The sequence below is a fragment of the Brevibacillus massiliensis genome, assembly GCF_000311785.1.
Classification (GTDB): Bacteria; Bacillota; Bacilli; order Brevibacillales; family Brevibacillaceae; genus Brevibacillus_C; species Brevibacillus_C massiliensis.
Window position 1 is genome coordinate 114,043 of record NZ_HE978543.1, and the last position, 23,834, is coordinate 137,876.

Here is a 23,834-nt window from a genome sequence, read left to right on the forward strand (position 1 = left end):
ATTCCGTATATTATCAGTATTTTTTTCCGCTTCCTATATTTCATGCTCAACCTGTACCAATCACGGCATGAACCGTAAACATCTGTGTTCATATCGCCGGTTTTATGGATGAAGCCTGTTGCTCTTCATTTTGCAAAAGGCTCACGATCTTCGGCTTGTCAAGGAAACTCCTTCTCTTTCGCTGCCATATGCCGAATTCTCCCACGGAATATAGATTTTAAATTCCACACCCTGATAATTTTCGGGTTCTTTCAATTCCATACAGCCGTGATAACGGTCTATGATTTGCCCGATGATGTATAGCCCCAGTCCGCTATGCCGGTCTGGATCTTTGGTCGTATACCCCGCAGTGGAGATATTCTGCCAGTCGTCTTGAGAGATGCGATGACCATTATTCGATACGTTCAGCGCCAAGCCAAGCTTATTGCTACTAAGAGTCAAGTCTACTCTTGGAGAGCTGTCAGCTTTTGCCGCATCCAAGGCGCTGTCCAACAAGTTGCCGACCAAGTGGATGAGATCCTCCGGCGAGAGCGGAAGGGTGCTGCCTTCCGTATTGACCCGCCAATGAAATGCGATCCCGCTGGCCTTTGCTTCCTCCTGTTTTACGTTTAGAATGGCAGCTAATTCCGGAGGATCCATTTTCAAGAGACTGTCTATGTGCCGAACGGTTTGGTACAAGTTTTCCATATAGGCTGCTGCCAGGTCATATTGACCTACTTTTAAATATCCATACATCGCTGTATGGTGATTATAGAAATCGTGTCGTTCAACCTGCAATTGCAAACTCAGCTTATGCTTCTCCCGAAAATGACGCAATTCTGTTTGTAATCTGGCTTCCCGTTCCGTAACTTTCAAGAGGTAACCGGCCACAAGAATGGTTGCAAGAGCCGAAACCATCAGCACAATGCTGCTCATTTCTACTAAAGTGGCAAGGGTAAAGCTGGGATAAACCCCTGAATAATAGACGTAAAAACTGATGTTCAGCAATGCCAGCATTAATGCTTGTACCAGATACAGGGCAAAAAGGCTCATTTGGCTAAGCGTTTGCCTTTTTCCCCTTTTTATCTCCCCGTTGTTTCCTTCCGTCAGCCGTTCCAATAAGGGCAGCCGCCATTTTTGTTTGCGAACAAGAAAGGTTAATAATAACAGGAAGAGCAGGTGTGGCAGAGAAAACAGGATCCTCAACACAGGGTTGAAAATAATTTCCTCAAGATTCACAGAAAAAAGCCTGGCAAGCAAAGGAACAAAAACACCCTCTGCCAATCCCAGTACCACACTGGCAAGGATCATGACAGTTGCAGCTGTAAACCAGGATAATTGAAACAAAAGGTTCAGTATCATGACCATCCCGATTACCTGCAAAAAGCTATGGATACCAAAAACCATTGACACCGAGCGGACAAAATAAGAAAAAAGCGAAGTTAACAGGGAAAGAGCCAGAATAGATAGCGGTGATCCTTTTTTTCCCGCCAGGGTAAGTGCCGAGTAATACAAAACAACGCTTTCTGGTACCGACACACCTAAAAATGGTATCAATGGCATAAAATCCATCTTCAATTTTCTCCTTTAGACATTGTACTGTGCATAGGCCATCAGTTCATGTACGCGGTCACGGCTGAGCAGAGCTTTGCCATTATAATTTTTAAATCTGACCTCATAGTAAGAAGAATTAGGATAATGGACGATCCGTTCCACCTGTTCCGTATTGATGATATAGGATTTGTGTGAGCGAAAAAAACCTGTTCCCAAGTTTTGTTCCAGCTCCTGCAGGGTTTGCCGTGTTTTGAATTTTCCATTAACGCAGGAAATAAAGGTATGGCGCCCCGTTTTCTCGATGTAAAAGATCTCACTGAGTTTTACAAAAATCCGTTCATGGCCGAGGTTTATTGAGATTCTGGGGGTCTGCAAATGGGAGGCTGGTTGATGCTTCGCGGGTAGTTTTAGGATTTGCTGAACATACCGAAACGTCTGTTTTACCCGATCGGGGTCAATAGGCTTTAGAATATAGTCACAAGCATATAGATGAAAAGCCTCGAGGGAATATTTCCGGTGAGCGGTGATAAAAACGATAAACATATCCGGCTTTATTTTTCGCAGGTTCTCAGCCAACTCCAGCCCTTTCCTATCGGGCAATTCTATGTCTAAAAAAGTCAGCTCCGGTCCTTTTTCTCTGACAAGCCTTAAGGCGTCATTGGCATTTTCGGCTGTCCCTACAATCAGCGCATCTGGAAGCTCACTGAGAATGGAGCGAAGCAATAGCAAGATTCCGGGCTCATCGTCTGCGATTACAATTTTTATCGGCAACAAATCTACCCCTCCTATGTTCAGTAAGAAAGCATCTGCGACTTCCTACCTTCCCCCCAACAGATATTTGCTTCCGAGCCATCTTTTCTGAGACGATATTCAACACTTCTTCAACTGATCATTAGTATTCTCTTCCATCCCAAAAAAACTTTGAACAGTCGACTTTACCGGTTTGCAGTCTGGTGGACTGCTCGTTATAGAAAGCCTTGCAACAGTCAATAGCGTATGAAACCAAAAGATCGGCGCAACATGATTCAGCTCGCCTTGTGAAAAAGGTCTTTGATTTTTCGATGTCGAATTTGATGCAATCGCTCTAATCGCCTGGAGGTATGCTGTCCTTCTTTCGGTTTCTTCCCTTGACGAAGGATGCCCAGAAAATGAGCTTTCCTCTTGTTGTAATACTGATTGATCGACTTGATATGCTTGCCCTTCACCAATACCGGACGCGAACCCGTTGTAGTGACAATGGTTGCAAGATTATCAATGCCGAGATCAATCGCCATGTACTTGCCTTTTTCCGTCATCTTGGTTGCAAGCGGACAGGCAAAGACCAATTCGACGACGTATTGCCCATACTTTGGAATAACTCTTACCTGTCTTAACCTCCCTCCGGTGTGCCCCAGTTTACCAATGTTTAGCCGCTGTATGGTTTTCGGGAATTTGAGAAACTTCCCCTCTTTTCCAATTTTGAAATACACCCTTCATCACCCATTGGCTGCTTTGTATCGGAAGGGACCGATAATCCTCTTGTTCCATGATTTTGAATAAACTGTCCAAAAAATGATAATCGATATAGGGATTTTCTTCAGACGGCAGGACGAATTCGTTGCATCGAATCTCTTCTCTTGACGCTGTTCCACAGGTTTTTGCTGTTCCTTTGCGACTTTCGACCGATAAGTTTGGCGTTGCCGTTCATTCATCGCTTCGATATATTGAAGCATCGTTTTCAGTACTTCTTGTTGCAGGGGTTGCTGGGGTTTTTGGTTTCGGAGCGCGGTGTAGACTTGACGGATATAAAAATTGGTGGTGTTATATAAATGCTTGGCGTTTTGGCACATCTGTTTACAATAAGGAAATAAGCGATGCCCTTTCTTGATGCAGATTTGAAACGTTTTGTAATGGTGATCTGACATGATTTCACCCCCTTCACAAACGTACGTTCCCTTTATTTTAACAAATTTTGTTTGAAAGTAGTAGTTTTTTTCGCTTGACTGCATGAAAAGCTTGGCGAAGTTCAAAGTTCAAAAGTATGCCTAAGATTTCACCGATTCACCTTCCCATTAGCTTCTGTGGTGCTTGAAGGGGAGTCCTCTCGGTGAGCATGATAGAATTTGTAAAAATGGCGGTAATGTCTGAGTATCTCGTTTGGGGAGAATTCTTTTGAAGGGATCATCATTGTTGAATGCAAGGAACGCGTCATTGAGCTTGAGTCCCTGCTAAGCTACCGAGGAGATTATATCAGCATGTGAAACATCCATTCGCTCAACCGAGATCATTCCGGATAAGCAACCTCCCCATCATATTATCCGGCAACAAGTCCACAAGCAAGCTAAGCAGCAGAATATAGACAAGTATAATGACAACATCTAACAAGTCATTTACCTTATCCTCTCTATCCGTATCTTTTTTCACGATGTTCGCAGCTTTCTTTCGGAAACAAATCAATACAAAAAGGATCAAACTGCCGTAGAAGATTGTCCAGCTGATGTAATACCTTGTGCTGTATCCGTAATAAAACGGATCAGCAAACGTAAAGAGGAGGCACTTTCCCGGAAGAACATAGAGGAAGAGGAAGACGTATGCATAGATGACAGACGGCATGGTCACTCTCCTTAGATCAAACAATTCATCCGATTTCTACCATTTTAAAATAGTATAATAGAAGAAAAACCAAATGAAAACAGGTAAGGAGGATCGCCCGATGAAAGCAGTCGGATTATTTCGTTATTTGCCCGTTGACCATGAGGAAAGCCTACTCGACCTCGAAGTGGAAAAACCGGCCCCGACAGGCCGAGACCTGCTCATCAAGGTGCAGGCCGTCTCGGTCAACCCGGTAGACACCAAGGAACGCTCGCCAAAAGACCGCACGGAAGAAACCCCGAGGATCCTTGGATGGGACGCCAGCGGGATCGTGGAAGCGGTCGGAGAGGACTGCCGCCTGTTCCGGCCGGGAGACGCCGTCTATTACGCGGGAGATATCACCCGCCAGGGCTCCAACAGCGAGTATCAGTTGGTCGATGAGCGGATCGTCGGGAAAAAGCCGGCCCACTTCTCCTTTGCCGAGGCGGCTGCGATGCCGCTGACCACGATTACCGCTTGGGAAGGCTTGTTTGACCGTCTGGGGATTGTGAAAGAGAAAGATGCCGGCAAGAGCATTCTGATCATCGGCGGGGCCGGCGGCGTAGGCTCGATCACGATCCAACTGGCAAAATGGGCGGGGCTGACTGTCATCGCGACTGCTTCCCGCAGGGAATCGATCGACTGGTGTCGCAAGCTTGGGGCCGATACGGTAATCGACCACCGGCAAGAACTGCTGCCCCAGCTGCAAGCGGCCGGTTTTCCCGGGGTGCACTACATCTTCTGCTTGAACGATACGAGCGGCCATTGGAACAACATGGCGGACAGCATACTGCCGCAGGGGAAAATCTGCTCCATCGTCAGGGCGAAGCAAATTCCCGATCTCAATGTGTTTATGAACAAGAGCGTCACTTTTGCCTGGGAGCGCATGTTTACCCGTTCGATGTACCAGACAGACGACCTGATCAAACAACATGAGCTGCTGGAGCAAGCGAGCCATTTGTTCGATGAAGGAATCCTGCAATCCACGATGACAGAGGTCTTGTCGCCGATTTGCGCCGAACGGCTGAGACAGGCACACGCCAAGGTGGAGTTTGGCAGGATGATCGGCAAGCTTGTACTGGAGGGCTTTTAAACGGAAACACTCATCCCCGCCCCACGTCGGTCGTGAAACGGGATGGGTGTTCCTCTGCTACAACAGCCAAAAGGCCAGCGGCGTCGTCAAGATCAGTGTCAGAATCGTTCGCTCCAGCCAGATCACCAGCAGCCGCGGGATGCCGATCGGGATTTCCGTGGAGAGAATGCACGGAATCGAGGCCGAGAAGAACAGGATCGACGAGACGGAGACGACGGCGATCACGAATTTGGTGACGAGTGCCGTCTTGGTTACGAGCAGCGCGGGCAGGAACATCTCCGCGATCTCTACGGCTGAAGCTTTGGCCGCGGGGAGCGGGTCGGGAAGCTGCAGCAGCCAGGTAAAGGGATAAAAGATATAGCCGATGATATCAAAAAACGGTGTATATTCAGATAATACCATCCCCAGCAGTCCGACAGACAAAATCGTGGGCAGGATGCTCATCGCCATCAGAAAGCCGTCCCGCAAATTGTCCCAGACGTTTTTGCCGAACGGAATCGCGCTGGCGGAAACCTCCATCGCCTGCCTCCAGGCGTTTTGCAGGTATTTTTCCCGGATGATCTCTTCCGGGTCGCCTTTTCCCGTATAGTACTCATCACTCATTTTGGCGAGCGGCCAGATTCGCACCGTGATCGCCGTGACAAGAAAAGTCACGACGAGCGTCACCCAAAAATACAAGTTCCACCTGTCCATCAACTCCAGGGTTTTGGCGATGACGATCATAAAGGTGGCGGAAACGGTAGAAAAACCGGTCGCGATAATCGCCGCCTCTTTTACCGTATACTTGCCTTCCTTGAATACCCGGTTGGTAATCAAGAGGCCGATCGAATAGCTGCCGACAAAAGAGGCGACCGCATCGACCGCCGAGCGCCCCGGCGTCTTCCAGATCGGACGCATCACCGGCCGCACCAGTACGCCGACGAATTCCAGCAGCCCGTACCCGACAAGCATCGCCAAAAACACGGAGCCGATCGGGACCAAGAGTCCAACCGGGACGGCCAGCTTGTCAAACAGATAAGGACCCATATTCTCGGACAAAAGCCATGCCGGCCCGGTTTTGGTATAGATCATAATGGCGACGATCACGCCCAACACTTTGAAGATGGAGAAGACCATGCTGACGGCATCCTTCTTCCAAGTTTTCGTAACAAAAGGATAAATGGCTCCAATCAAAACGACCAAGAGAATGTACAGCGGAACGACAGCAGGCAAAGCCTCCCTGATCCAGGTGACGATGTGGTCAAGCGGAATCGAAGACTTCCCGTTGATGCTGATAGGGATAAAGAACATAAAAATTCCGATCAGACTAAGGCAGACAAACTTCAGCGTATTTACCGCAGAATAGATGGGCGGCTTTTGTACATCCGCGTGCAGCTGTGGCGCTTCCATGTCCATTTCCTCCTTTGCTTGTTTTTCGATGCGAGTCAAAAGCATACGGGGCCGCTCGGGCGGCACCCCCCTTTCCATTTCCCCCTGTCATGCCAATCGCCCTTCCCGGACGACCACTGCCCCGTTCTTGATGACGCTGTGCACGTGATTTACGCCATAACGGTACTGCAGCGCCAGGTAATTGGGCACGTCAAAGATCGTGATGTCAGCCTTTTTGCCCGGTTCGATACTGCCGATCTGCTTCCCGCGGCCGATCTCATGGGCGGCGTTAATCGTCGTCGCGGCAAGCACTTCCGCCGGGGTCATCCCCATCCTCAGACAGCCGAGGTTCATGATCAGCGGCAGGGAAACAGTCGGCGATGAACCAGGGTTGCAATCCGTCGACAGGGCGACGGGAACGCCGGCATCGATCATTTTGCGGCCGTTTGCTGATTCCGCCAACAGGAAAAAGGCTGTTCCCGGCAGCAGAACAGCGATCACGCCTGCTTCTGCCATCATCCGGATCCCTTGATCCGACGCCTTGAGCAGGTGGTCGGCTGAGACCGCCCCAAGGGAAGCGGCCAGCTCCGAGCCGCCGTATGGCTCAATCTCATCGGCATGGATTTTCGGCAGGAGGCCCCACTCGAGCCCGGCTTCGAGAATCCGTCTTGACTGCTCGGGGGTAAAGACGCCCCGTTCGCAGAACACGTCGTTAAACTCTGCCAGCTTGCGGCGGGCCACCTCCGGGACCATCTCGGTGATGACGCAATCGACAAACCGCTCCGGATCCTCCTTGTACTCCCGGGGAACGGCATGTGCGCCCATAAACGTGCTGACCACATCGACGGGATGGCGCTCGTTGAGCAGCGCAGCCACCTCCAGCTGTTTCAGCTCAGCTTCCAGCGTCAATCCGTAACCGCTTTTTGCTTCTACTGTCGTGACGCCGTGCAGCAAAAACTGGTCCAGCCGCCTGCTGCTCTCGGCAAACAAGGTATCGCGGTCTGCCGCTCTGGTGGCGGAGGTGGTTGCGTGGATCCCTCCGCCGCTGTTCATGATCTCCATGTACGTGGCCCCTTGCAGCCGCAGGTTGAACTCGTGTTCGCGGCTGCCGGCGTAGACGTGGTGTGTGTGCGGATCGACCAATCCCGGAGTAACCAGCTTGCCGGAAGCGTCGATCGCCTGGGCCTCGTCCAGGCGATCCCGGTATGCCTCGGCTACTTCCTCATCTGTTCCGGCCAGTTGAATCACGCCGTGTTCCAGCCAGACGCTGCCGTCTTCGATCACCTGCAGTTGTTCCATCGCCTCTCCCCTGAGCGGAGCAGCGGAACTGCCGGCAAGCGTCACTAATTGGCTGGCATGGCGAATCCATAGCGGTGGTTGATTTTTCATCTTCCTCCTCCTTTGCCGACTTCATCCGTTCTGACTTATACCGTCTGCCGGTTATCGCCCCAGCATCGGGATGTGGATACCCTTCTCCTTCGCTGTTTGGATCGCCAGTTCATAGCCGGCATCGGCGTGGCGCACGACCCCCATTCCCGGGTCGGTGGTCAGTACGCGTTCCAGCCGTCTCGCCGCTTCCTCTGTTCCGTCCGCAACAATCACCATTCCGGCGTGGAGCGAGTAGCCCATCCCGACACCGCCGCCGTGATGGACAGACACCCAGCTCGCCCCGCCTACCCCGTTGATCAGGGCGTTGAGGATCGGCCAGTCGGCCACGGCGTCACTTCCGTCTTTCATCGCTTCCGTCTCCCGGTTTGGCGAGGCGACAGAGCCAGAGTCCAGGTGGTCGCGTCCGATGACGATCGGAGCCTTTAATTCACCGCTTGCGACCATCTCGTTGATGATCTTGCCAAACCGGGCCCGCTCTCCGTAGCCCAGCCAGCAGATTCTCGCCGGAAGCCCCTGGAACCTGATTCGCTGCTGAGCCATCCTGATCCAGTTGCACAAGTGCTGATTATCGCTGAACTCGCGCAGGATGACTTCGTCGGTCTTGTAGATATCCTCCGAGTCTCCGGACAGCGCCGCCCAGCGGAAGGGTCCTTTTCCCTCGCAAAATTGCGGACGGATGTAGGCCGGCACAAAACCCGGAAAGGCAAAGGCATCTTCTACGCCTTCGTTCTTTGCCACCTGGCGGATGTTGTTGCCGTAATCGAACGTTACCGCTCCCCGCTGCTGCATGGCGAGCATGGCCCGCACGTGGGCGGCGATGCTGGCTTTTGCCTTCGCCACGTAAACTTTCGGATCGCTTTCGCGCAGCCTGGCCGCTTCCTCCAGACTCATCCCGGACGGAATATAGCCGTTAAGCGGATCATGTGCGGATGTCTGGTCGGTCAGGACATCGGGAATAAAGCCCCGCTCCAGCATCAAAGGCAGCACCTCGTCCGCATTGCCGAGAAGACCGATGGAAATCGCCTGACGATCCTGCTTTGCCTTCTCGGCCCGTTGGATCGCTTCGTCCAGGTTCTCCACCATGACGTCCAGGTATTTGGTATCCAGGCGCCGCTGAATCCGGCTCGGGTCCGCCTCAATATTGATGCTGACCCCGCCGTTTAGCGAGACAGCCAGCGGTTGAGCGCCGCCCATTCCGCCCAGCCCTGCCGTCACGGTGATCGTTCCGGCAAGCGTGCCGCCAAAATGCTGGCGGGCACATTCGGCAAATGTCTCATAGGTACCTTGGACGATCCCTTGGGAGCCGATGTAAATCCAGCTTACCGCGGTCATCTGGCCGTACATCATCAGTCCTTTTTTATCCAATTCGTGAAAATGGTCCCAATTCGCCCACGCCGGAACGAGATTGGAATTGGCCATCAGAACTCTTGGCGGTCCGCATGCGTTTTGAACACGGCAACCGGTTTGCCCGATTGAATCAGCAAGGTTTCGTCGTTTTCCAGCTTCAGCAGCGTATCCACAATCGCGTCGAAACACTCCCAATTGCGGGCGGCCTTGCCAATCCCGCCGTAAACGACCAAATCTTCCGGACGCTCGGCCACATCTGGGTTCAAATTGTTGTACAGCATGCGCAGTGCTGCTTCTTGGATCCAGCCCTTTGCATGCAATTCTGAACCGGTGTAATTTTCGATCACTCGCTTGTCTCTCTGCTTGACCACTGCTCCTTCACCTCTTAAAAGAAAAAAATTCTGTTCTGCTTTTCAGTATAGAAAAGGAACAAAGGAGAGAATAGACGATTGGCTTTTGAATTTTTCACATTATTTTCACAAAGACAACCTTTATAAAAACGCTTTCAAGCAAAAAGTATCATTTCTTTCGATTTTCCTCATTTTTTTAGATTGCGGTAACGCCGCGGGGTTGTCCCTGTCTTTTCTTTAAAGATTTTATTGAAGTAATTGGCACTGTGAAATCCGGCTTTGTCGGCAATCTCCTGTACCGATAGGGTCGTTTCCCGCAGCAGCCGCTGTGCTTGCTTGACGCGGATGGATGTCAGCAGCTGCCGGAAGGAAATTCCCTGTTTTTTTGTCAAAAGCGAACTGAGGTAGGCCGGACTGCGGCCGACAAAACCGGCGACATCCTCCAGCTTCAGCTCTGAATTGTGGAAGTTTTCTTCCATGTAGCGGATCGCCTGCTCGACAGCGTCCACCCGGTAGCTCTCCCGGTTGTTTTTGGCCTGATCAAGCAGGTCGTAGATGAACAGCAAAAACTCCTGAACGATCCGGTAGAGGATCGGGTTGTACAAAATCGTTTCGAACACGCGGTTGTACTGGTTTTCCAATGCCCCTTCGTCGAGGCGGTGCGATTTCATGAAGCGGCGCACCTGGGCCAGGATGCTGGTCAGCCGGGTCCGCAAGAGTCCAGGCTCCGGATAAGGCGCTTCCTGATGCAAAATACTGCCGGTACATCCACTCCTTGATCTGCTCCCTGTCGCCGTCATGCAGCATATCGATCCAGGCCCGCTGTTCTGCCGGGGTCAAAAACGGATCGATGATCACCCAATCGACCGGGCCATCCACCACCGAGACCTGCCTGCTGCCTTTAAAAAAGCGAATGTCCAGCGCTTGTTTGGCCAGCAGGTACTTTTCGTTCAACGTCATATGCGTGCTGCGAGCCTCGAACAGGACGATGGACAGCGGTTGGGAAGACTCCCGCTCCCAGTCCATCAGCAGCCGGTTGCCCAGCTGTTTGAGTTGAAGCGGTTCATCTTGCGGATCGGATGAAAAAAGACAGACAATAAAATCGCTCAAGGGCAGGTAAAACGGGGGATGGCGGAACGGGTAATCCCTTAAAAAAGCGTGCAAGCCCGGTATGTCCTGTGGGTTTTCCGGCTGCAGCAGCATCAAGCGGCAATCGTCTGCCGGCGACGCCTGCCGGAGAAACAGCGCCTCATAGGAAACCTCCGGCTGAAGACTGGCGGACAACTCTTTGCTCTCCCCGCGAAGCCACCCGGCAGCATTGGGTCAGCACGCGCCTGATGTTGTCAGGAGACTGCGGCTTGAGCCACAAGTCGGCGGCATACAGCCCGATCCCCTGCATCGCCCGCTCAAATGTGGCCTCGGTCGTCATCACGATCACTGTCGGACCGTACCTTCTGGTCAGCAGGGTAAAACGCTCCCAGGACTCTTTGGGAATCATGTCCAACTCGATGCACACGACATCAGGGTGTTCCGCTTCGATCAGGTGAAACACCTCGGAGATGGAACCAGCCAGCTTGACCTGATGGAACGGGATGGAATACGAAGCGACGAGCCAGCCAATTCCCGTGCGTTCATTCAAGTCGCGGTCGGCGATCAATAGGCTTACCTTTTTCTCCATACGGCTGCTCCTTTTTCCGCTTGGGTTGTCTTCCTTATTATAGCAGACGAGACCTGCAGCCGCTTTGCCCGCAAAACGCCAAAAGAAAAACGCTTCCGGGAAGGACTTCACCCGGAAACGTTCACCCCTGATGCCGCGCAATCTCACGCCGCGCGGCTGTCTGACCAATTCCGTTTGGCGCTCCCTTTGGTTGCGATACTAACGGCGGCCATCACCACTACGTTGACGATCAAGGCAATCACCCCTACGTTCAAATCCTGAATCGCCTGGGGCAAGGACGGAAACAGCGTGCCTACCGTCGTATTCTGGATCGTAATATAGGTCACGGTAGCGACGCCGGCGAAAATCCCGGCTGCAGAGCCCTGCTTCGTCACAAAATTGCGCTTCCACAGGCTGAGGACCAGCGACGGGAACAGCTGTGTGACCAGACTGTAGCCCATTAACAGCAGCGTCACAATCGTGCTGCCGCCTTTAAAGGTAAAATAGAGCGCGACCAATCCGACGACCGGAACCAGGATCTTGGCCAGACGGGAGATTTGCGCTTCGGTAGCGGATTTGGCGAACACTTGGTAGATGTTCTTGGCCAACAGCGTCGCGGACGACATTAAAATCATCGAGCCGGGTACGATCGCCGTCAGCAACCCCGCCGCCCCGATCACGCCGACAAACCACGGATCAAACGTCTGGATGGAAAGCCGCAGCAGGGAGAGATCCCCGTCCGCCCCCTGCAGCCCGGGAACTTGCAGGATAGCGGAAAATCCGACAAAGAACACAAACAGCAGCACCAGTCCGTACAGCGGCATGGCAATCGCGTTTTTCCGAAAAACGCTGGCTCTCTTCGCGGAATAGACAGAACCGAATGTATGCGGCCACATGTAAAAACCCAATGCCGTCAACAAGACCGTAGAGACAAACCACGAGGGGCTGAGTCCTTTGTCCGGCAGGGCCAGGAATCCCGGATTGGCCGCTTCGATCGCCGCAAACATCGGTTGATAGCCGCCGTAGTAGTGAAATGGCAGATAGATTCCCAAAAAAAGCACGACAAACAAGATCATCAGGTCCTTTACCACCGCTGTCCAGGCGGAACCGTGAATCCCCGAGACCATCACGTAGGCGACGACGGCAATCAGGCCGATCCAGATGGCAGCCGTCGGGGAGATCGTGCCGTAAGACGCTTCCGACACGATGATGCCCAGTCCTTTCAGCTGCAGCACGAGATACGGGATCAGCGCCGCCACCCCGACAAGCGAAACGAGAACGCCCAGGTACGGGCTCTTGTACTTGCTGACGAAAAAGTCGGACTGCGACACCAATTTATGCTCTTTGGCGTATTTCCAAACCGCCGGGAGCAGCCAGTACGACAGGACGTAGGCCAGCGACCCGTAGGCGATGATGTAAAAAGTAGGGCCGCCTTTGCCATACGCCCATCCGCTGCCGCCAAGGAAGGTAAACGTCGTGTAAATTTCCCCGGCCATCAACAGAAAAACAAACAGGGTTCCAAATCCCCGACCGCCGACGGTCCACTGCTCCAGGTTCATGTCTTTCCCTTTTCGCGCCAAGATGCCAAGAACGAGCGACAACGCCAGGAAGGCGAAAATGATCGTCAAAGCGGCATTCATTCCCGATCACCTTCCCTATTGGCCGGATCCAGCCTGTAGACGGTGAACATGATCAGCGATGTCAACACCGTCCACAAGACCATCCAGAAAAGCAGAAACGGCATGCCCAGGACGTAAGGAGTTACTTTATTGGCCAACGTGATGCCGCCCAAAATGCCGATAAACGGTAAGAGCGCAAGTACGTGAATCGCTTTCACACGCACTTCCTCCTTTCGTTTCCATTCGGTTTGGTTTCTTCTTTAGCAGATGCTTTTCTTGTTGGTTCAGGATGCTGGTTCACGGAAGTTAACCTTTCTGATACAGTCAAAAAACGACCTTTCGTGCGGCGTTGAGGAACATTTTCACGCCGATTTCCAGCACATCCTCATCAACTGTAAACCGGGGATGGTGATGCGGGTGGACGATCCCCTTCTCCCGATTGCCGGCTCCCACGTAGAAGAAACAGCCCGGGGCCTTTTGCTGGAAGGCTGAAAAGTCCTCGCCGCCCATATTGGGCCGCATCTTGTCAAGCGCTTCCTCGCCGAACACTTCCAGTACGGTCTCTTCCATCAGCCGGGCCACTTCCGCATCATTGATGACAGGCCGGTACCCGTATTGGTACTGAAACTCATAACTTGCCCCGTGGGCTTCGGTAATGCCTTTGATCACCCGTTCCATCAGCGCGGGTACGGTTTCGCGAAGCGATTGATCGAAGCTGCGGACCGCTCCGGCGATCTCGACCGAGCCAGGGATGACGTTATGTGCCGTTCCTCCAGCAAACTGGGTAACGGAAAGAACAAGATGATCCAGCGGATCGGTGTTGCGGGAGACGATGTGCTGCAGATTGGTCACCACCTGGGCGCCGATCGCGATGCTGTCGATCGTCTGATGGGGCAGGGCGGCGTGTCCTCCCTTGCCGGTCACCGCAATCCAAAAAGCGTCGGGGGCAGCCATCATCGGCCCGGCCACAACGCCGATTCTTGCCGTACTCCATCGACGCCCAGAGGTGGGCGCCGATGACCAGATCCACGCCATTCATCACGCCGGCGGCGACCATCTCTTCCGCGCCTCCCGGAAACAGCTCCTCGGCGTGCTGGAACAAAAAGCGGACTTCCCCCTTGATCTGATCCTTCATCCCGGAGAGGATTTTCGCCGTCCCGAGCAGCATCGAAGTATGTCCGTCGTGACCGCAGGCGTGCATGACGCTCGGATGTTTCGAGACAAACTCAAACGTATTCTCTTCCGTTATCGGCAGGGCGTCCATATCTGCCCGCATCGCCAGCACCTTCCCCGGCCGGGAACCGGTCAGACGAGCCATCACACTCGTCTTGGTGGGACGGGTTACTTCGAGATTGCCGAAAGAGACCAGCGTGTCATACACGAATTGTGCCGTCTTCTCTTCGTGAAAAGACAGTTCAGGATACTCATGCAGGCAGCGCCTCCAAGCGATCACCTGCTCCCTTAGCTGTTCTGCTGCCTGATTCAGCGTGGTCGTCGTCATCTGAAAAACGCTCCTTTCCCGCAAAATTGTTCGCCTTCTGCTGCCCTACAGCCGCTTGTACCGTTTCATCAGGTCGACCCAATCGTCCAGCGGCAGCACGGTCACGGTCTTGCCGTTTGCTCCCGTCATCGTTTTCCGCCGTGCACATCGCGTTTCATATCGCTTCCTCCGCGGCCTCGATGACCGCTTCAAACAGCGGCGACATTGCACTGTGCGACAGCATTTTAACCGTGCCGCGATCCTCACCCTCCCCTGCTTGCTAAAAGAGCTCTCCCTATATCATTATCTGAATATTTCAAATATAATTCTTCAAATCTTGCCGTCATCCTTTCCTTTCGTTATTTTTTCTTGCCGCAGCCAACCTCCAGCCCGCTTCTGGCATCCATTTGTATGCCGTATTGCGGAATTGGATCGCGCAGTCCGTTTTTGCTCAATTGTTCCAACCCTGCCAATGCCTTGACCAAATGTTCGGGGGACAAGGCCATCAGCAGTTCATCGTCCAATACACCGCCGTAACGCCTTCCGGCAAAACAGGGAATCGACAAGCTGGGTTTTCCCGTGACGAGGGCCCGCCCCCATGAGTCGGGGCAAGAGGATTCTCCGACAATACTCCACTCGAATTTTTCGTATTGGGACCATTGCAAACCGTTGATAAACAGAATCATTTGCCCCGGTGTCGCATAGATCAGACAGATATCAGGCGGGTTCAAGTGGCCAGAGGCCAGCGGCGACACCGCCATCTCTTCAAACCTTCCACACGGCACGGTGGTCATCGCCTGCTGATGGGCTGCCGAATCCCGCACTCCCTCAAATTACACTCCTGTCATTTCCTTGCCGGACAGCCATTCCTCATTTCTTGGATGCAGAACGATGACCACGCCGCATTGGGGAGAGACCAGGTCCTCTGCCGTGATGCTACCGTCCAGCCCAGAAATCCAATATGGAAGGTTTTTCGGGTATTGAACATCGCTCCCCTTCATTAGAGTCAAGACGAAGCCATCGTCATCAAACATTCCTGCAAAGCTGTCTTCGCGGCTGGTTTTACAGGTCATCCCAAAACAGGTCTCCAAAAACTTCCGAGTCGAGGAACGTCCGGAACGGTAAGATTGAGATGATTGAGTTTAACCATAAAAATGCCCCCATCAAGGGGGCACCTCAACAGCCTCTATTTCGGTACGCCTTGCTTATCCGCTGCTGAGAACAGCCTTTTCGACACCCTGTTTCACCTGTTGCGACAAGCGGTCGATCACAGAGAAGTCGATCGTCTCGAAATACAAACCCTTTAATCGGTCGCGCCGTTTTTTGGCTTCGGCGAGGTATGATATCGCCTCGTTCATCGCACTTCTGTAACGTGCTTTGATCCCGTCCATTTCCTTTGCGTATTTTTCATCCGTCCCCGCAGCAATCGCCTGTTCGTACATATCCAGTATCTCGTCACTTTCCCTGCTGGGGAAGTACTCGTGCGGCGCCGTGGAATCGAAAATCGCCACGCTGATTTCCGGAAAGATCACCATATCCAGACTGCCCGGATCAAAACCGCAGTGAAACACTTCCGCATCAAAGCCTCTTTCTTCCGCAACGGAGACTAATTTTTTCAGCATCGTTGACTTTCCCGATCCGGGGCGGCCTTTTACAAAAATTCGTTTGGACACGCCTGCGGTTAGATTCTCGACAAAATCGACCGCCCCTTTGGGAGTAGCCGCCCCCAGGAAAACATGCCTGATCTTCGACTGCTTCTGTTTCACCCGATTGGCAAAGAAGAAATCGACCAATTCTTCCGCCACTTGGTTGGCTTTGGTAAAATTCATGCTGTCGATGTAGTATTTTTCCCACTCGTCGTGAATCCGCAGAGCCTTGGCGAAGGTCTCATACGCTTTTGTGCATCTCTCCTCAAAGCCCTCCTGCAGGGCAGCCAAATTGGACTGGTTTCGCGAGACTTTGGCTTGATCCACTGCCTGATCCATATCAATATAGAAGACCGCTTTGGCACTCTCAGGTCCCAGCGTATCCCGGCAGGCATTGCCGTCAACGATCCCGATTCTCTCTTCGGTCAGGATCAGCCCATCGAGCGTATCGCTGTCAAACGGGCAGTGAAACATCTCCACGCTTCGTCCCTTCCTGAGCATCTCGTCTGCTACCTGCTGCATGATTGTCGACTTGCCTGTACCCGGGCAACCCCTGAGGATATAGAGTTGATCAAGCCCTTGAAAAGCGGAGCCAAACAAAAGATGGACCCCCGCTGCCGTATTTCCGCTGGCAAAATAATGCCGAACCGTTTCACCCATAGGGAACGCTCCTTTCCAGTATCGAGGGTGTGGTTTACACCACCTATCATATGACGGCAGGAGCAAATTGTGCGTCTGTCCCTTGTATGTATAAATGGGAATTGGGTAACATACAAATAGAAGAAAGCAGAGGTGGACAAGGCCTCCGCTTTCCCGGGAGTCTACTTCTTTCGCTTTGGTCGGCGGGAGTGGGCTCCTCTCCATTTTTTTCGGGGACAGAAAATCCGGACAAGTTCAAACGAGGTTACGACAACCTTTAACAGCCAGAACAGCTTTTCCAAGTACCCCATGACTTCACCTCCTCCCTGAAAGAGGTGGAAATGTTCCCTGCTGTGTTTGGAATCGGGGATAGATGGTAACACTTGTAACAAACGGTTTTTATCAATAGATTATGAGGCAAAGGTTGTCCTTTATGTCATAAGAATGAATTTGAAATTCATCGTTCCGAACCACTTGGCCTTGGCATCACGAAAGCCTATTTCTTTTCTTCGGGCATCTCCCGATAAAGCAGTTCCTTCAGCGGGGGGACACCAAGCCAGATCCAAATCCGCAAAAAAACATCCAGGGACGGTTGGTTTACGTTCTTCAGGATCATACTAAGCGTGCTGGGCGAAATCCCGAGCTGTTGGGCGATCTCCTTTTGCGCCAGGTTGATTTTTCTCACGTTCTTGATGTAATGAGCGATGCTGTTCTTCAAAGGATACATCGAACCCAGGCTGAAATGCTGATCGAGGTCTTTCCTGATCTCCTCGTACAGCGCCGGCGCTACATGTGGATCGTCGAGATAGCGGGAAAAAAAGAAGGAAAAGGCGGCTTGGGCAATATCGTCCCGGTTCATTTGCACACCGTGGGTGCGCGAAGAGGAAGCCAGGTAATCGATCAAATTGAGAAATGTCGTAGGTAAGCGAAACGTCGTTTCCTGCCATTTCTGTTCCATATCAGCACCCCATCATCACGAGTAATGTAGGATATCAGTTTTATTGTATTCTCACGGAGGAGTGGACATGCGATTTCAACTGACAAAAGAACAAGCGGAAGAAATCAGGCGTGAAGCCGATTCCGTCCAAAAAGGAAACAAATGAGAAAAATCCCTTGCAAGGCAAGGGATTTTGACTGCAGGTATGAATTGTGACCTTCCTTCAATCGAACCGTAAAATTCGGGCAAAGACATCCGCAAAAGCCTGGCTGTGAGCAGCGGTTCCGCTGACGAACAAAATGCGCGCGATTCGTTTTTACGACCCAGCTGGCGGCGTATGCGGTATTGCCGCCCGGGAGGGATACTTGATGCCAATCTCCTTGCGTCCCGACGATTGGAAACGAATCGCCCGGCTTGGCCTTGCCGACAATGTCATGCTCAAGCCCCGGACCGCGCCGCAGATTTGTGATATCGACGATCTTCGCAACGGCTCCGGCTAGATCTGGATATTTTTGTAAATATCCGACATCCTTTGTGAAAATCTTCTTCTATTTTCCAATGGTGATGGGCCAAAAACGTGAACAGGCTGCCCCCCAGGCAGCCCCCTCCTTAGATCAACAGGTTAAACAAATAAGGATCCTCGGTTATCTCCACATATTTCACGCTGTACTGTTTCATCCGGTTGACCAGCGGTTGGTAGTCCTCCCGCTTTTTCAGCTCGATCCCCACCAGCGCGGGACCGTTTTCCTTGTTGTTCTTCTTGGTGTATTCGAAGCGGGTAATGTCATCGTCCGGTCCCAATACCCGTTCGATAAACTCCCGCAAGGCGCCGGCCCGCTGCGGGAAACTGATGATGAAGTAATGCTTCAAACCTTCGTATACAAGCGATCTTTCCTTGATCTCCTGCATCCGGTCGATGTCGTTGTTTCCCCCGCTGACGATGCAGACGACGTTCTTGCCGGCGATCTCCTCGCGGTAAAAATCAAGGGCTGCAAGCGGCAGCGCCCCGGCCGGTTCAGCGACGATCGCGTGTTCGTTGTAGAGTTCGAGAATGCTGGTGCACACTTTCCCTTCCGGCACCAGCGCCACCTCATCCAGCACCTCTTTGCATATATCCAGGGTGAGGTGCCCCACCTGCTTGACAGCAGCGCCATCGACGAATTTTTCGATATCCTCGAGGGTCACGGTGTCATCCTTCTCCAGGGAATGGCGCATGGCAGGAGCTCCGGCCGGTTCGACGCCGATGATTTTCGCCGCGGGATTGATCCCTTTTACATAAGTACCCACGCCGGATGCAAGCCCGCCGCCGCCTACACTGACGAAGACGTAATCAACCGTATCCTCGATGTCATTCATGATCTCAAGGCCAACTGTTCCCTGTCCGGCAATCACTTTCGGATCGTCGAACGGGTGGATAAACGTCTTGTTCTCTTCCGTGCAGTACTTCATCGCCTCGTAGTAAGAATCGTCAAACGTATCTCCGGTGAGGATGACTTCCACAAACGAGCCGCCGAACAGCTTGACCTGGGAGACCTTCTGCCGCGGTGTCGTCGTCGGCATAAAGATTTTCCCTTCGATCCCCAACTGCTGGCAAGAATAGGCTACTCCCTGGGCGTGGTTGCCGGCGCTGGCGCAGACGACGCCTTTCTGCCTTTCCTCCTCCGACAGGCTCTGAATCAGGTAGTAAGCGCCTCTGATCTTGAACGACCGGACGACTTGCAGGTCTTCCCGCTTCAGGTATACGTTGCAGTTGTAACGGTGCGACAGACGCTGGTTCTTTTGCAGCGGTGTCTTGTTCACGACGTCTTTTAAGGCGTGATTTGCCAAAATGATATCTTCCATCCTTACGTGGTTCATCTCGTTTTCCTCCGATTCAAAATTGAGCCAAAAAGAAAACTCCCGCCCGGCAATCGACATGATTGCTGAGGCGAGAGTATCGCGGTACCACTCAACTTTCCTGCTTTCCTCGCGAAAAACAGGCTTGGTAAGTCTTGGGCCAAGACTCTAGTCTGATAACGGCGACTCTCCGTTGTTTTTTACTGGGGGGCGCGCTGCCCGTTCGAAAACAAAGCTCTAAGGTGATATTCAAAGAGGGAGTAGCGACCGTCCTTTCAGCACGCGGGACAGCTCTCTGGCGCCAGAGCCCTCTTTTACTTGTCCTTATCTTCGCTTGAAAGTATTCCGAAGTGTTTTACTCATCAAAGTTTTCGCGTTGGATATAACGATTATAGGTACCTCTTTGGATCGTTGTCAACCCCCGATGTCCTGCCCCTCCCGCCGCACCTGCCGGCCGGTCGGATCCAGCAGCCCGAGCGATACCGGTATGCCGAGGATGGCAAACCCGATCAGCATGTAAAACAGCAGGCGATAATCGACCAGCAGGCTGACCAGGACGGAGGCGATCATCCCGCCTATGTAGCGAAAGGTCAAGAAAATACCGGAAGCGATTCCGGCCAGCTCCTTGGCGACGGCCTGCAGGGAAGCCGTTTGCATCGCGGCTGTCCCGATGCCGGAACCGATCCCGCCAATGATGAACACCAGACACAGGTATGAGACGGAATGATAGGGATAGATGCCCAGGTAAGCCGCAGCCGCCAAACCCGATATCAAAAAGGAAAACAGCACCGTCTTATCCCTGCCGATCCGATCGGACAAATATCCCCCCACCCAGGAACAAAGCGACATGCACAAGGAAAAGGCGAACAGCAGCCAGCCAATGGTTTCGATCGGCAGGTGCAGATCCCGCTGCAGCAGGATGGGCATGACCAGAATGGTGCTGTACATGATCGCGTTGGCCAGCAGGATCGACAAATTCGCACTGGTAAACATCCGTATCCTGAATAACTCAAACTGAATCAGCGGCACCTTGCACCTCCGCTCCTGCAGCACAAACAGGAGAATCACCAGCAGCAAGAGACCTGACGTCCAGACGTTGGCGTACTCAGCGTGTGTCGAAAGCAGAATGAGCGTCACCAGGCCAATCGCCAGCAGGATCGATCCGGGCACATCAACAGCCGACGCCGGCCGTGATTCCCTTTTGGGCAGTACGAGAAAAGAAAGGACGAACGAAAGAGAAGCGAAGGGAATGTTTATCCAGAAAATGGATGTCCAGCCCCATGCACTGATTAAAAACGAGCCGATTAACGGATCGATCGCAGCCCCCAGGCCCATCGACAAGCCAAACAGGCCAAACGTTCTCCCCATCTGCTCTTTCGGGATGGCAAAGCGCAGGATTGCGCTGGCATTCGGCGACGCCAGCGCCCCGCCCAGCGCCTGCAGTGCGCGGAATACGCTCAGCCCGAGCAGCCCATCCGCCGCGATGCAGCCGAGAGAGGCGATGAGAAACAGCAGCAGCCCCAGCAAAAATGTTTGCCGATTGCCGTACAGATCCCCCAATTTCCCGGCTATCGGCTGAAATGTGGTCATGACGATCAAGTAGATGGTCACCACCCAGGAGGCGTGGATCAAATCACTTTGCAGAGAGTCGGCGATGCTGGGCAGTCCCACCGCGATCATCGTGGAATTGACCGGAACCAGGAACGTCCCGGTCAAAATGGCAAACAGCAGCAGCCCCTGCCTACTTCCTGCCAAAACTGACCACACCGTCCGTCCCGTTTACCGTAACGACATCCCATCTTTCAGCGTGGCCGTGGCGATTTTGGTCCCGACAACCGCCGGCAGCCTGTATTCTCTCGCCACCGTTCCGCCGTGGGACAAGATCCCACCCGCGTCGGTAACGACAGCGCCGACGACAGAAAACAGGACTGTCCAAGCCGGCGTGGTGGTTTTGCAGACCAAGACGTCCCCCTTTTGCACCTTTGCAAATTCAGCGGGATCGCGAACCACTTTCACCACGCCCATGTAGACTCCCTGTGAAGCGGCATAACCGGTAAATTGCCGCGCTTCCTCGTCTACTTCCGGCAGCTTGCCGCCAAAAATCCGCTCAAGCAGGGGGTCCTCTCTCGCGGCAGCGGGAGGGGGCCCGTAGTACGCCGGCACCTGTTTTTGCTTGTTTTCCTGATGCTCCCGCATGCGCCGTTCCACCAGGTCCGTGACGTCCTTGGGATGCTCCAGCACATCCAAAAGTTCATCTGCGAACAGGTAGAAAATGTCTTCTTTATAGCCTACAGCCCCGGATTCGACCAACAATTCGCCGACACGCAGCAGGAGCAAGCGCGATTTGGCCGGAAGCATCGCGTCAATGTAAAAGTGGTGATTTTCATCCAAACCGGCGCAATCCAGCGCCCACCCATGCAATCGCAGAAAGCTGGCTTTGGCTTCCCCATCAGGCAGGGCAGACAGCAGCCGGGCCAGCTTCCTTTCCCGCTCGCTGACGATCCGGGCAAACTCACCGGAAAAATCGTAGTCTTTCTCGGCGTACCTGGAAATGACAGACAGTACATGCACCGGATTTTCGATCCATGTCTCATCCGCAAATTCATGGGAATTGGCTGTCCGGTATCCGTATTCCCGGAGAAAGGCCTCCATTTGAAAAGCAATTCTCTTCCATCCTGATGCCCGGACAGCCGCTGCTCGACCTCCTCTGCCGCCACATTGGCAAACAGCGCCGCAAGCCAGCTTAAATTTTTCACCTGTCTCGCCAGATTCCACAGTTCTCTGTCGGTTTCCAAAGTCTTGTTCATCACTCCGGACAGGTAGCCGTAGACTGCCGTAGGGTCGGGATCGCCGGTTGCCTCCGTATACGCCCGCTCCAACGCCATCGTCAGGGAAGACCTGGGCATCACCAGTTCAAAGTGGAACTGCCAGGCTCGTATGTAAAACTCGTGCAGCTCCGTCACGATTTGTCCCGCCCCCGCCAGGGTTAGCGGCTGGCTCCGATAGAAGTCCAAACGGCGATAAAAAGGGAGAAGCACTTCTTCCACACAGTCGAACAATCTTTTTTTCAAAACGGGGAAAAGCGGTTCGACCCTGGCACGGTGTTCCTGCAAACGCTGTTCCAGCTTTCCCGAATAGGGAATCGTGTGCTGATAAATCCGGCCATCCGACAGCTTTACATGAAATTGGCTGACCGGGGATTTCAAATTCTCGGACGCTCGTTTGGTCCCTTCCGTCATCGCGGGAATTTGAAAGGAGGCAAACAACGGGCTGGCGGCATGCCCTAAATGGACGTCATCTTGTACCCAAAAGCCCTGCCGCTTATCCTCCTCGCTCAAAAAAATCTCCTGCTGAAATCCTGTCCGGCGAATCATATCGGCACCTCCTCAGGTTGTGATCGGCCTTGCCTGCAGAATGTAGATCAGCTGGTCTTTCACGGCGAATTCAATATCAACCGGGTATTGATAGAACGCTTCAATCTTTTTGGCCAGTTCAGTCAAAGCGAGGATGTCTGCATCAAGGAGACAATAGCGGCTCTGCTCGGCGACGCTCGTCTCGACCTCCTCTGTCCCCTGGCTGCGGGACACGATTTTCATCTCTTTTACTCCCATTTCTTTGCGCAGATGCGAATGGTGTTTGTCTGCGAAAAACGTGTCTGGCGTCACCAAACCGGAGACCACCGCTTCCCCCAAACCGCAACTCGCGTTGATGACGATCTGGTCCCGGTCGCGATTCAACGGATTCATGCTGAAGATGACGCCGGACACGTCGGCCGGAATCATTTGCTGGACGAGCACTGCCATGGCGGGAACCTCGGTAAAGATTCTTTTTGCCGGACGTACTGCTTTACTTGGGGAGAGTACATCGAGGCCCAGCAGCGCTTGATGCTCTCTTCCAGCTGAGCCGCGCTTCGGACGTTCAGGATGGTGTCGTACTGTCCGGCAAAGGATGACTCCGGCAGGTCTTCTGCGGATGAGGAGGAGCGGACGGCAACGGGGCAGGGCGGCTGCTTTGCAGACGTTTGCAGGAACTGATAGGCGGCGGCAATCTCAGCTGCCACATCGGCCGGCATGGACGCTCGCAGTATCTCCCGGCCGATCTCATCCTCCCCGGTGATACGGGCCAAATCATTCCCGTGCCTAAATCGTTCCAGTGCTTGGGAAGTGACGACGAATCCATCGGGGATGCGGATGTCCGCTTGAATCAACCGGCCGAGGTGCCACGCCTTTGAACCGACGAGCTGGATCGCTGACTGGCCTGCCTTTTTGAGAGGAACAGTGTACAACAATCGCACTCCTAACATTTACAAATTTTTTACATAAAGCGAATC

General features: G+C 53.0%; 22 protein-coding genes, 5 pseudogenes and 1 other annotated feature. Of the genes and pseudogenes, 2 read left to right on the forward strand and 25 right to left on the reverse strand.

Annotated features, from left to right (window positions below; translation table 11 throughout):
- Nucleotides 1-141: 141 nt before the first annotated feature.
- From HGBM_RS17320 to HGBM_RS17340, 4 genes and pseudogenes are all read right to left on the reverse strand, one after another.
- Nucleotides 142-1,551 carry an ATP-binding protein gene (locus HGBM_RS17320; protein ID WP_019122354.1) on the reverse strand — a complete coding sequence of 470 codons (1,410 nt, stop codon included), beginning with the start codon at nt 1,549-1,551 and terminating at the stop codon, nt 142-144.
- 15 nt (nt 1,552-1,566) lie between these two features.
- On the reverse strand, nt 1,567-2,307 hold the full coding sequence (locus tag HGBM_RS17325; RefSeq protein WP_019122355.1) for a LytR/AlgR family response regulator transcription factor: 741 nt from the start codon (nt 2,305-2,307) through the stop codon (nt 1,567-1,569).
- 254 nt (nt 2,308-2,561) lie between these two features.
- A pseudogene (locus HGBM_RS29730) lies at nt 2,562-3,437 on the reverse strand (transposase); the annotation flags it as partial.
- A 349-nt stretch (nt 3,438-3,786) separates the two neighbouring features.
- Entirely contained in the window at nt 3,787-4,125 is a 339-nt protein-coding gene (locus HGBM_RS17340; RefSeq protein WP_019122358.1) for a hypothetical protein, read from the reverse strand.
- Between the two features lie 100 nt (nt 4,126-4,225).
- Here HGBM_RS17340 and HGBM_RS17345 point away from each other — a divergent pair, with 100 nt between their 5' ends.
- The gene (locus HGBM_RS17345) at nt 4,226-5,236 is read left to right on the forward strand and encodes a zinc-binding alcohol dehydrogenase family protein (protein WP_019122359.1); all 1,011 of its coding nucleotides are present in this window, start codon (nt 4,226-4,228) and stop codon (nt 5,234-5,236) included.
- 57 nt (nt 5,237-5,293) lie between these two features.
- On the opposite strand, the gene HGBM_RS17350 is transcribed toward HGBM_RS17345, so the two are convergent.
- From HGBM_RS17350 to HGBM_RS32560, 16 genes and pseudogenes are all read right to left on the reverse strand, one after another.
- On the reverse strand, nt 5,294-6,625 hold the full coding sequence (locus tag HGBM_RS17350) for a YjiH family protein (RefSeq protein ID WP_035287428.1): 1,332 nt from the start codon (nt 6,623-6,625) through the stop codon (nt 5,294-5,296).
- Between the two features lie 87 nt (nt 6,626-6,712).
- On the reverse strand, nt 6,713-7,993 hold the full coding sequence (gene hutI / locus HGBM_RS17355) for an imidazolonepropionase (protein ID WP_019122361.1): 1,281 nt from the start codon (nt 7,991-7,993) through the stop codon (nt 6,713-6,715).
- Nucleotides 7,994-8,044: 51 nt separating this feature from the next.
- Nucleotides 8,045-9,711: pseudogene (hutU, locus tag HGBM_RS27795) on the reverse strand (urocanate hydratase).
- Between the two features lie 167 nt (nt 9,712-9,878).
- The gene (locus tag HGBM_RS31805; RefSeq protein ID WP_026074496.1) at nt 9,879-10,256 is read right to left on the reverse strand and encodes a helix-turn-helix transcriptional regulator; all 378 of its coding nucleotides are present in this window, start codon (nt 10,254-10,256) and stop codon (nt 9,879-9,881) included.
- The gene (locus HGBM_RS31810) at nt 10,231-10,974 is read right to left on the reverse strand and encodes a hypothetical protein (RefSeq protein ID WP_026074497.1); all 744 of its coding nucleotides are present in this window, start codon (nt 10,972-10,974) and stop codon (nt 10,231-10,233) included. The genes HGBM_RS31805 and HGBM_RS31810 overlap by 26 nt, the downstream gene beginning before the upstream one ends.
- Entirely contained in the window at nt 10,940-11,368 is a 429-nt protein-coding gene (locus HGBM_RS31815; protein WP_245553008.1) for a response regulator transcription factor, read from the reverse strand. Before HGBM_RS31815 ends, HGBM_RS31810 begins: the two co-directional genes overlap by 35 nt.
- A 143-nt stretch (nt 11,369-11,511) precedes the next feature.
- Nucleotides 11,512-12,987 carry a sodium:solute symporter family protein gene (locus HGBM_RS17380; RefSeq protein ID WP_019122362.1) on the reverse strand — a complete coding sequence of 492 codons (1,476 nt, stop codon included), beginning with the start codon at nt 12,985-12,987 and terminating at the stop codon, nt 11,512-11,514.
- Nucleotides 12,984-13,184, reverse strand: a complete 201-nt coding sequence (locus tag HGBM_RS17385; RefSeq protein WP_019122363.1) for a DUF3311 domain-containing protein — start codon at nt 13,182-13,184, stop codon at nt 12,984-12,986. The genes HGBM_RS17380 and HGBM_RS17385 overlap by 4 nt, the downstream gene beginning before the upstream one ends.
- Before the next feature lie 106 nt (nt 13,185-13,290).
- Nucleotides 13,291-14,467 (reverse strand): annotated as a pseudogene (locus tag HGBM_RS27805) (M20 family metallopeptidase).
- Nucleotides 14,468-14,512: 45 nt separating this feature from the next.
- The gene (locus tag HGBM_RS30435; RefSeq protein WP_154653331.1) at nt 14,513-14,659 is read right to left on the reverse strand and encodes a hypothetical protein; all 147 of its coding nucleotides are present in this window, start codon (nt 14,657-14,659) and stop codon (nt 14,513-14,515) included.
- A 146-nt stretch (nt 14,660-14,805) separates the two neighbouring features.
- Nucleotides 14,806-15,270: a DUF169 domain-containing protein gene (locus HGBM_RS27810; RefSeq protein WP_019122366.1), complete on the reverse strand. Its 465-nt coding sequence runs from the start codon at nt 15,268-15,270 to the stop codon at nt 14,806-14,808.
- 128 nt (nt 15,271-15,398) lie between these two features.
- Nucleotides 15,399-15,596: pseudogene (locus HGBM_RS31820) on the reverse strand (VOC family protein); the annotation flags it as partial.
- A gap of 55 nt (nt 15,597-15,651) precedes the next feature.
- Nucleotides 15,652-16,752 carry a PRK06851 family protein gene (locus HGBM_RS17405; RefSeq protein ID WP_019122367.1) on the reverse strand — a complete coding sequence of 367 codons (1,101 nt, stop codon included), beginning with the start codon at nt 16,750-16,752 and terminating at the stop codon, nt 15,652-15,654.
- A gap of 161 nt (nt 16,753-16,913) precedes the next feature.
- The gene (locus HGBM_RS32125; RefSeq protein ID WP_019122368.1) at nt 16,914-17,042 is read right to left on the reverse strand and encodes a hypothetical protein; all 129 of its coding nucleotides are present in this window, start codon (nt 17,040-17,042) and stop codon (nt 16,914-16,916) included.
- A 185-nt stretch (nt 17,043-17,227) separates the two neighbouring features.
- Nucleotides 17,228-17,689, reverse strand: a complete 462-nt coding sequence (locus HGBM_RS29005) for a helix-turn-helix domain-containing protein (protein WP_019122369.1) — start codon at nt 17,687-17,689, stop codon at nt 17,228-17,230.
- Between the two features lie 104 nt (nt 17,690-17,793).
- Nucleotides 17,794-18,099, reverse strand: a complete 306-nt coding sequence (locus tag HGBM_RS32560) for an SH3 domain-containing protein (RefSeq protein WP_390620992.1) — start codon at nt 18,097-18,099, stop codon at nt 17,794-17,796.
- Between HGBM_RS32560 and HGBM_RS32130 the strand changes: the two genes are divergently transcribed.
- The gene (locus HGBM_RS32130; protein WP_019122371.1) at nt 18,037-18,168 is read left to right on the forward strand and encodes a hypothetical protein; all 132 of its coding nucleotides are present in this window, start codon (nt 18,037-18,039) and stop codon (nt 18,166-18,168) included. The two genes, HGBM_RS32560 and HGBM_RS32130, sit on opposite strands and share 63 nt — an antisense overlap.
- Before the next feature lie 109 nt (nt 18,169-18,277).
- Here HGBM_RS32130 and ilvA read toward each other — a convergent pair whose 3' ends face one another.
- The 5 genes and pseudogenes from ilvA to HGBM_RS32565 all read right to left on the reverse strand — a co-directional run bounded on the left by ilvA (nt 18,278) and on the right by HGBM_RS32565 (nt 23,807).
- Nucleotides 18,278-19,525, reverse strand: a complete 1,248-nt coding sequence (gene ilvA, locus HGBM_RS17430) for a threonine ammonia-lyase IlvA (RefSeq protein ID WP_026074499.1) — start codon at nt 19,523-19,525, stop codon at nt 18,278-18,280.
- 63 nt (nt 19,526-19,588) lie between these two features.
- Nucleotides 19,589-19,844: a binding site (T-box leader), on the reverse strand.
- Nucleotides 19,845-19,918: 74 nt separating this feature from the next.
- Nucleotides 19,919-21,259, reverse strand: coding sequence for an MFS transporter (locus HGBM_RS17435; RefSeq protein WP_019122373.1), 1,341 nt, complete (start codon nt 21,257-21,259; stop codon nt 19,919-19,921).
- Nucleotides 21,260-21,283: 24 nt separating this feature from the next.
- Nucleotides 21,284-21,895 (reverse strand): PEP-utilizing enzyme, encoded by a 612-nt coding sequence (locus HGBM_RS31825; RefSeq protein WP_245553009.1) that lies wholly within the window; start codon nt 21,893-21,895, stop codon nt 21,284-21,286.
- Nucleotides 21,793-22,878, reverse strand: a complete 1,086-nt coding sequence (locus tag HGBM_RS27825) for a hypothetical protein (protein ID WP_245553011.1) — start codon at nt 22,876-22,878, stop codon at nt 21,793-21,795. Before HGBM_RS27825 ends, HGBM_RS31825 begins: the two co-directional genes overlap by 103 nt.
- Nucleotides 22,879-22,890: 12 nt before the next feature.
- Nucleotides 22,891-23,807, reverse strand: a pseudogene (locus tag HGBM_RS32565) (PEP/pyruvate-binding domain-containing protein).
- Nucleotides 23,808-23,834: the final 27 nt, after the last annotated feature.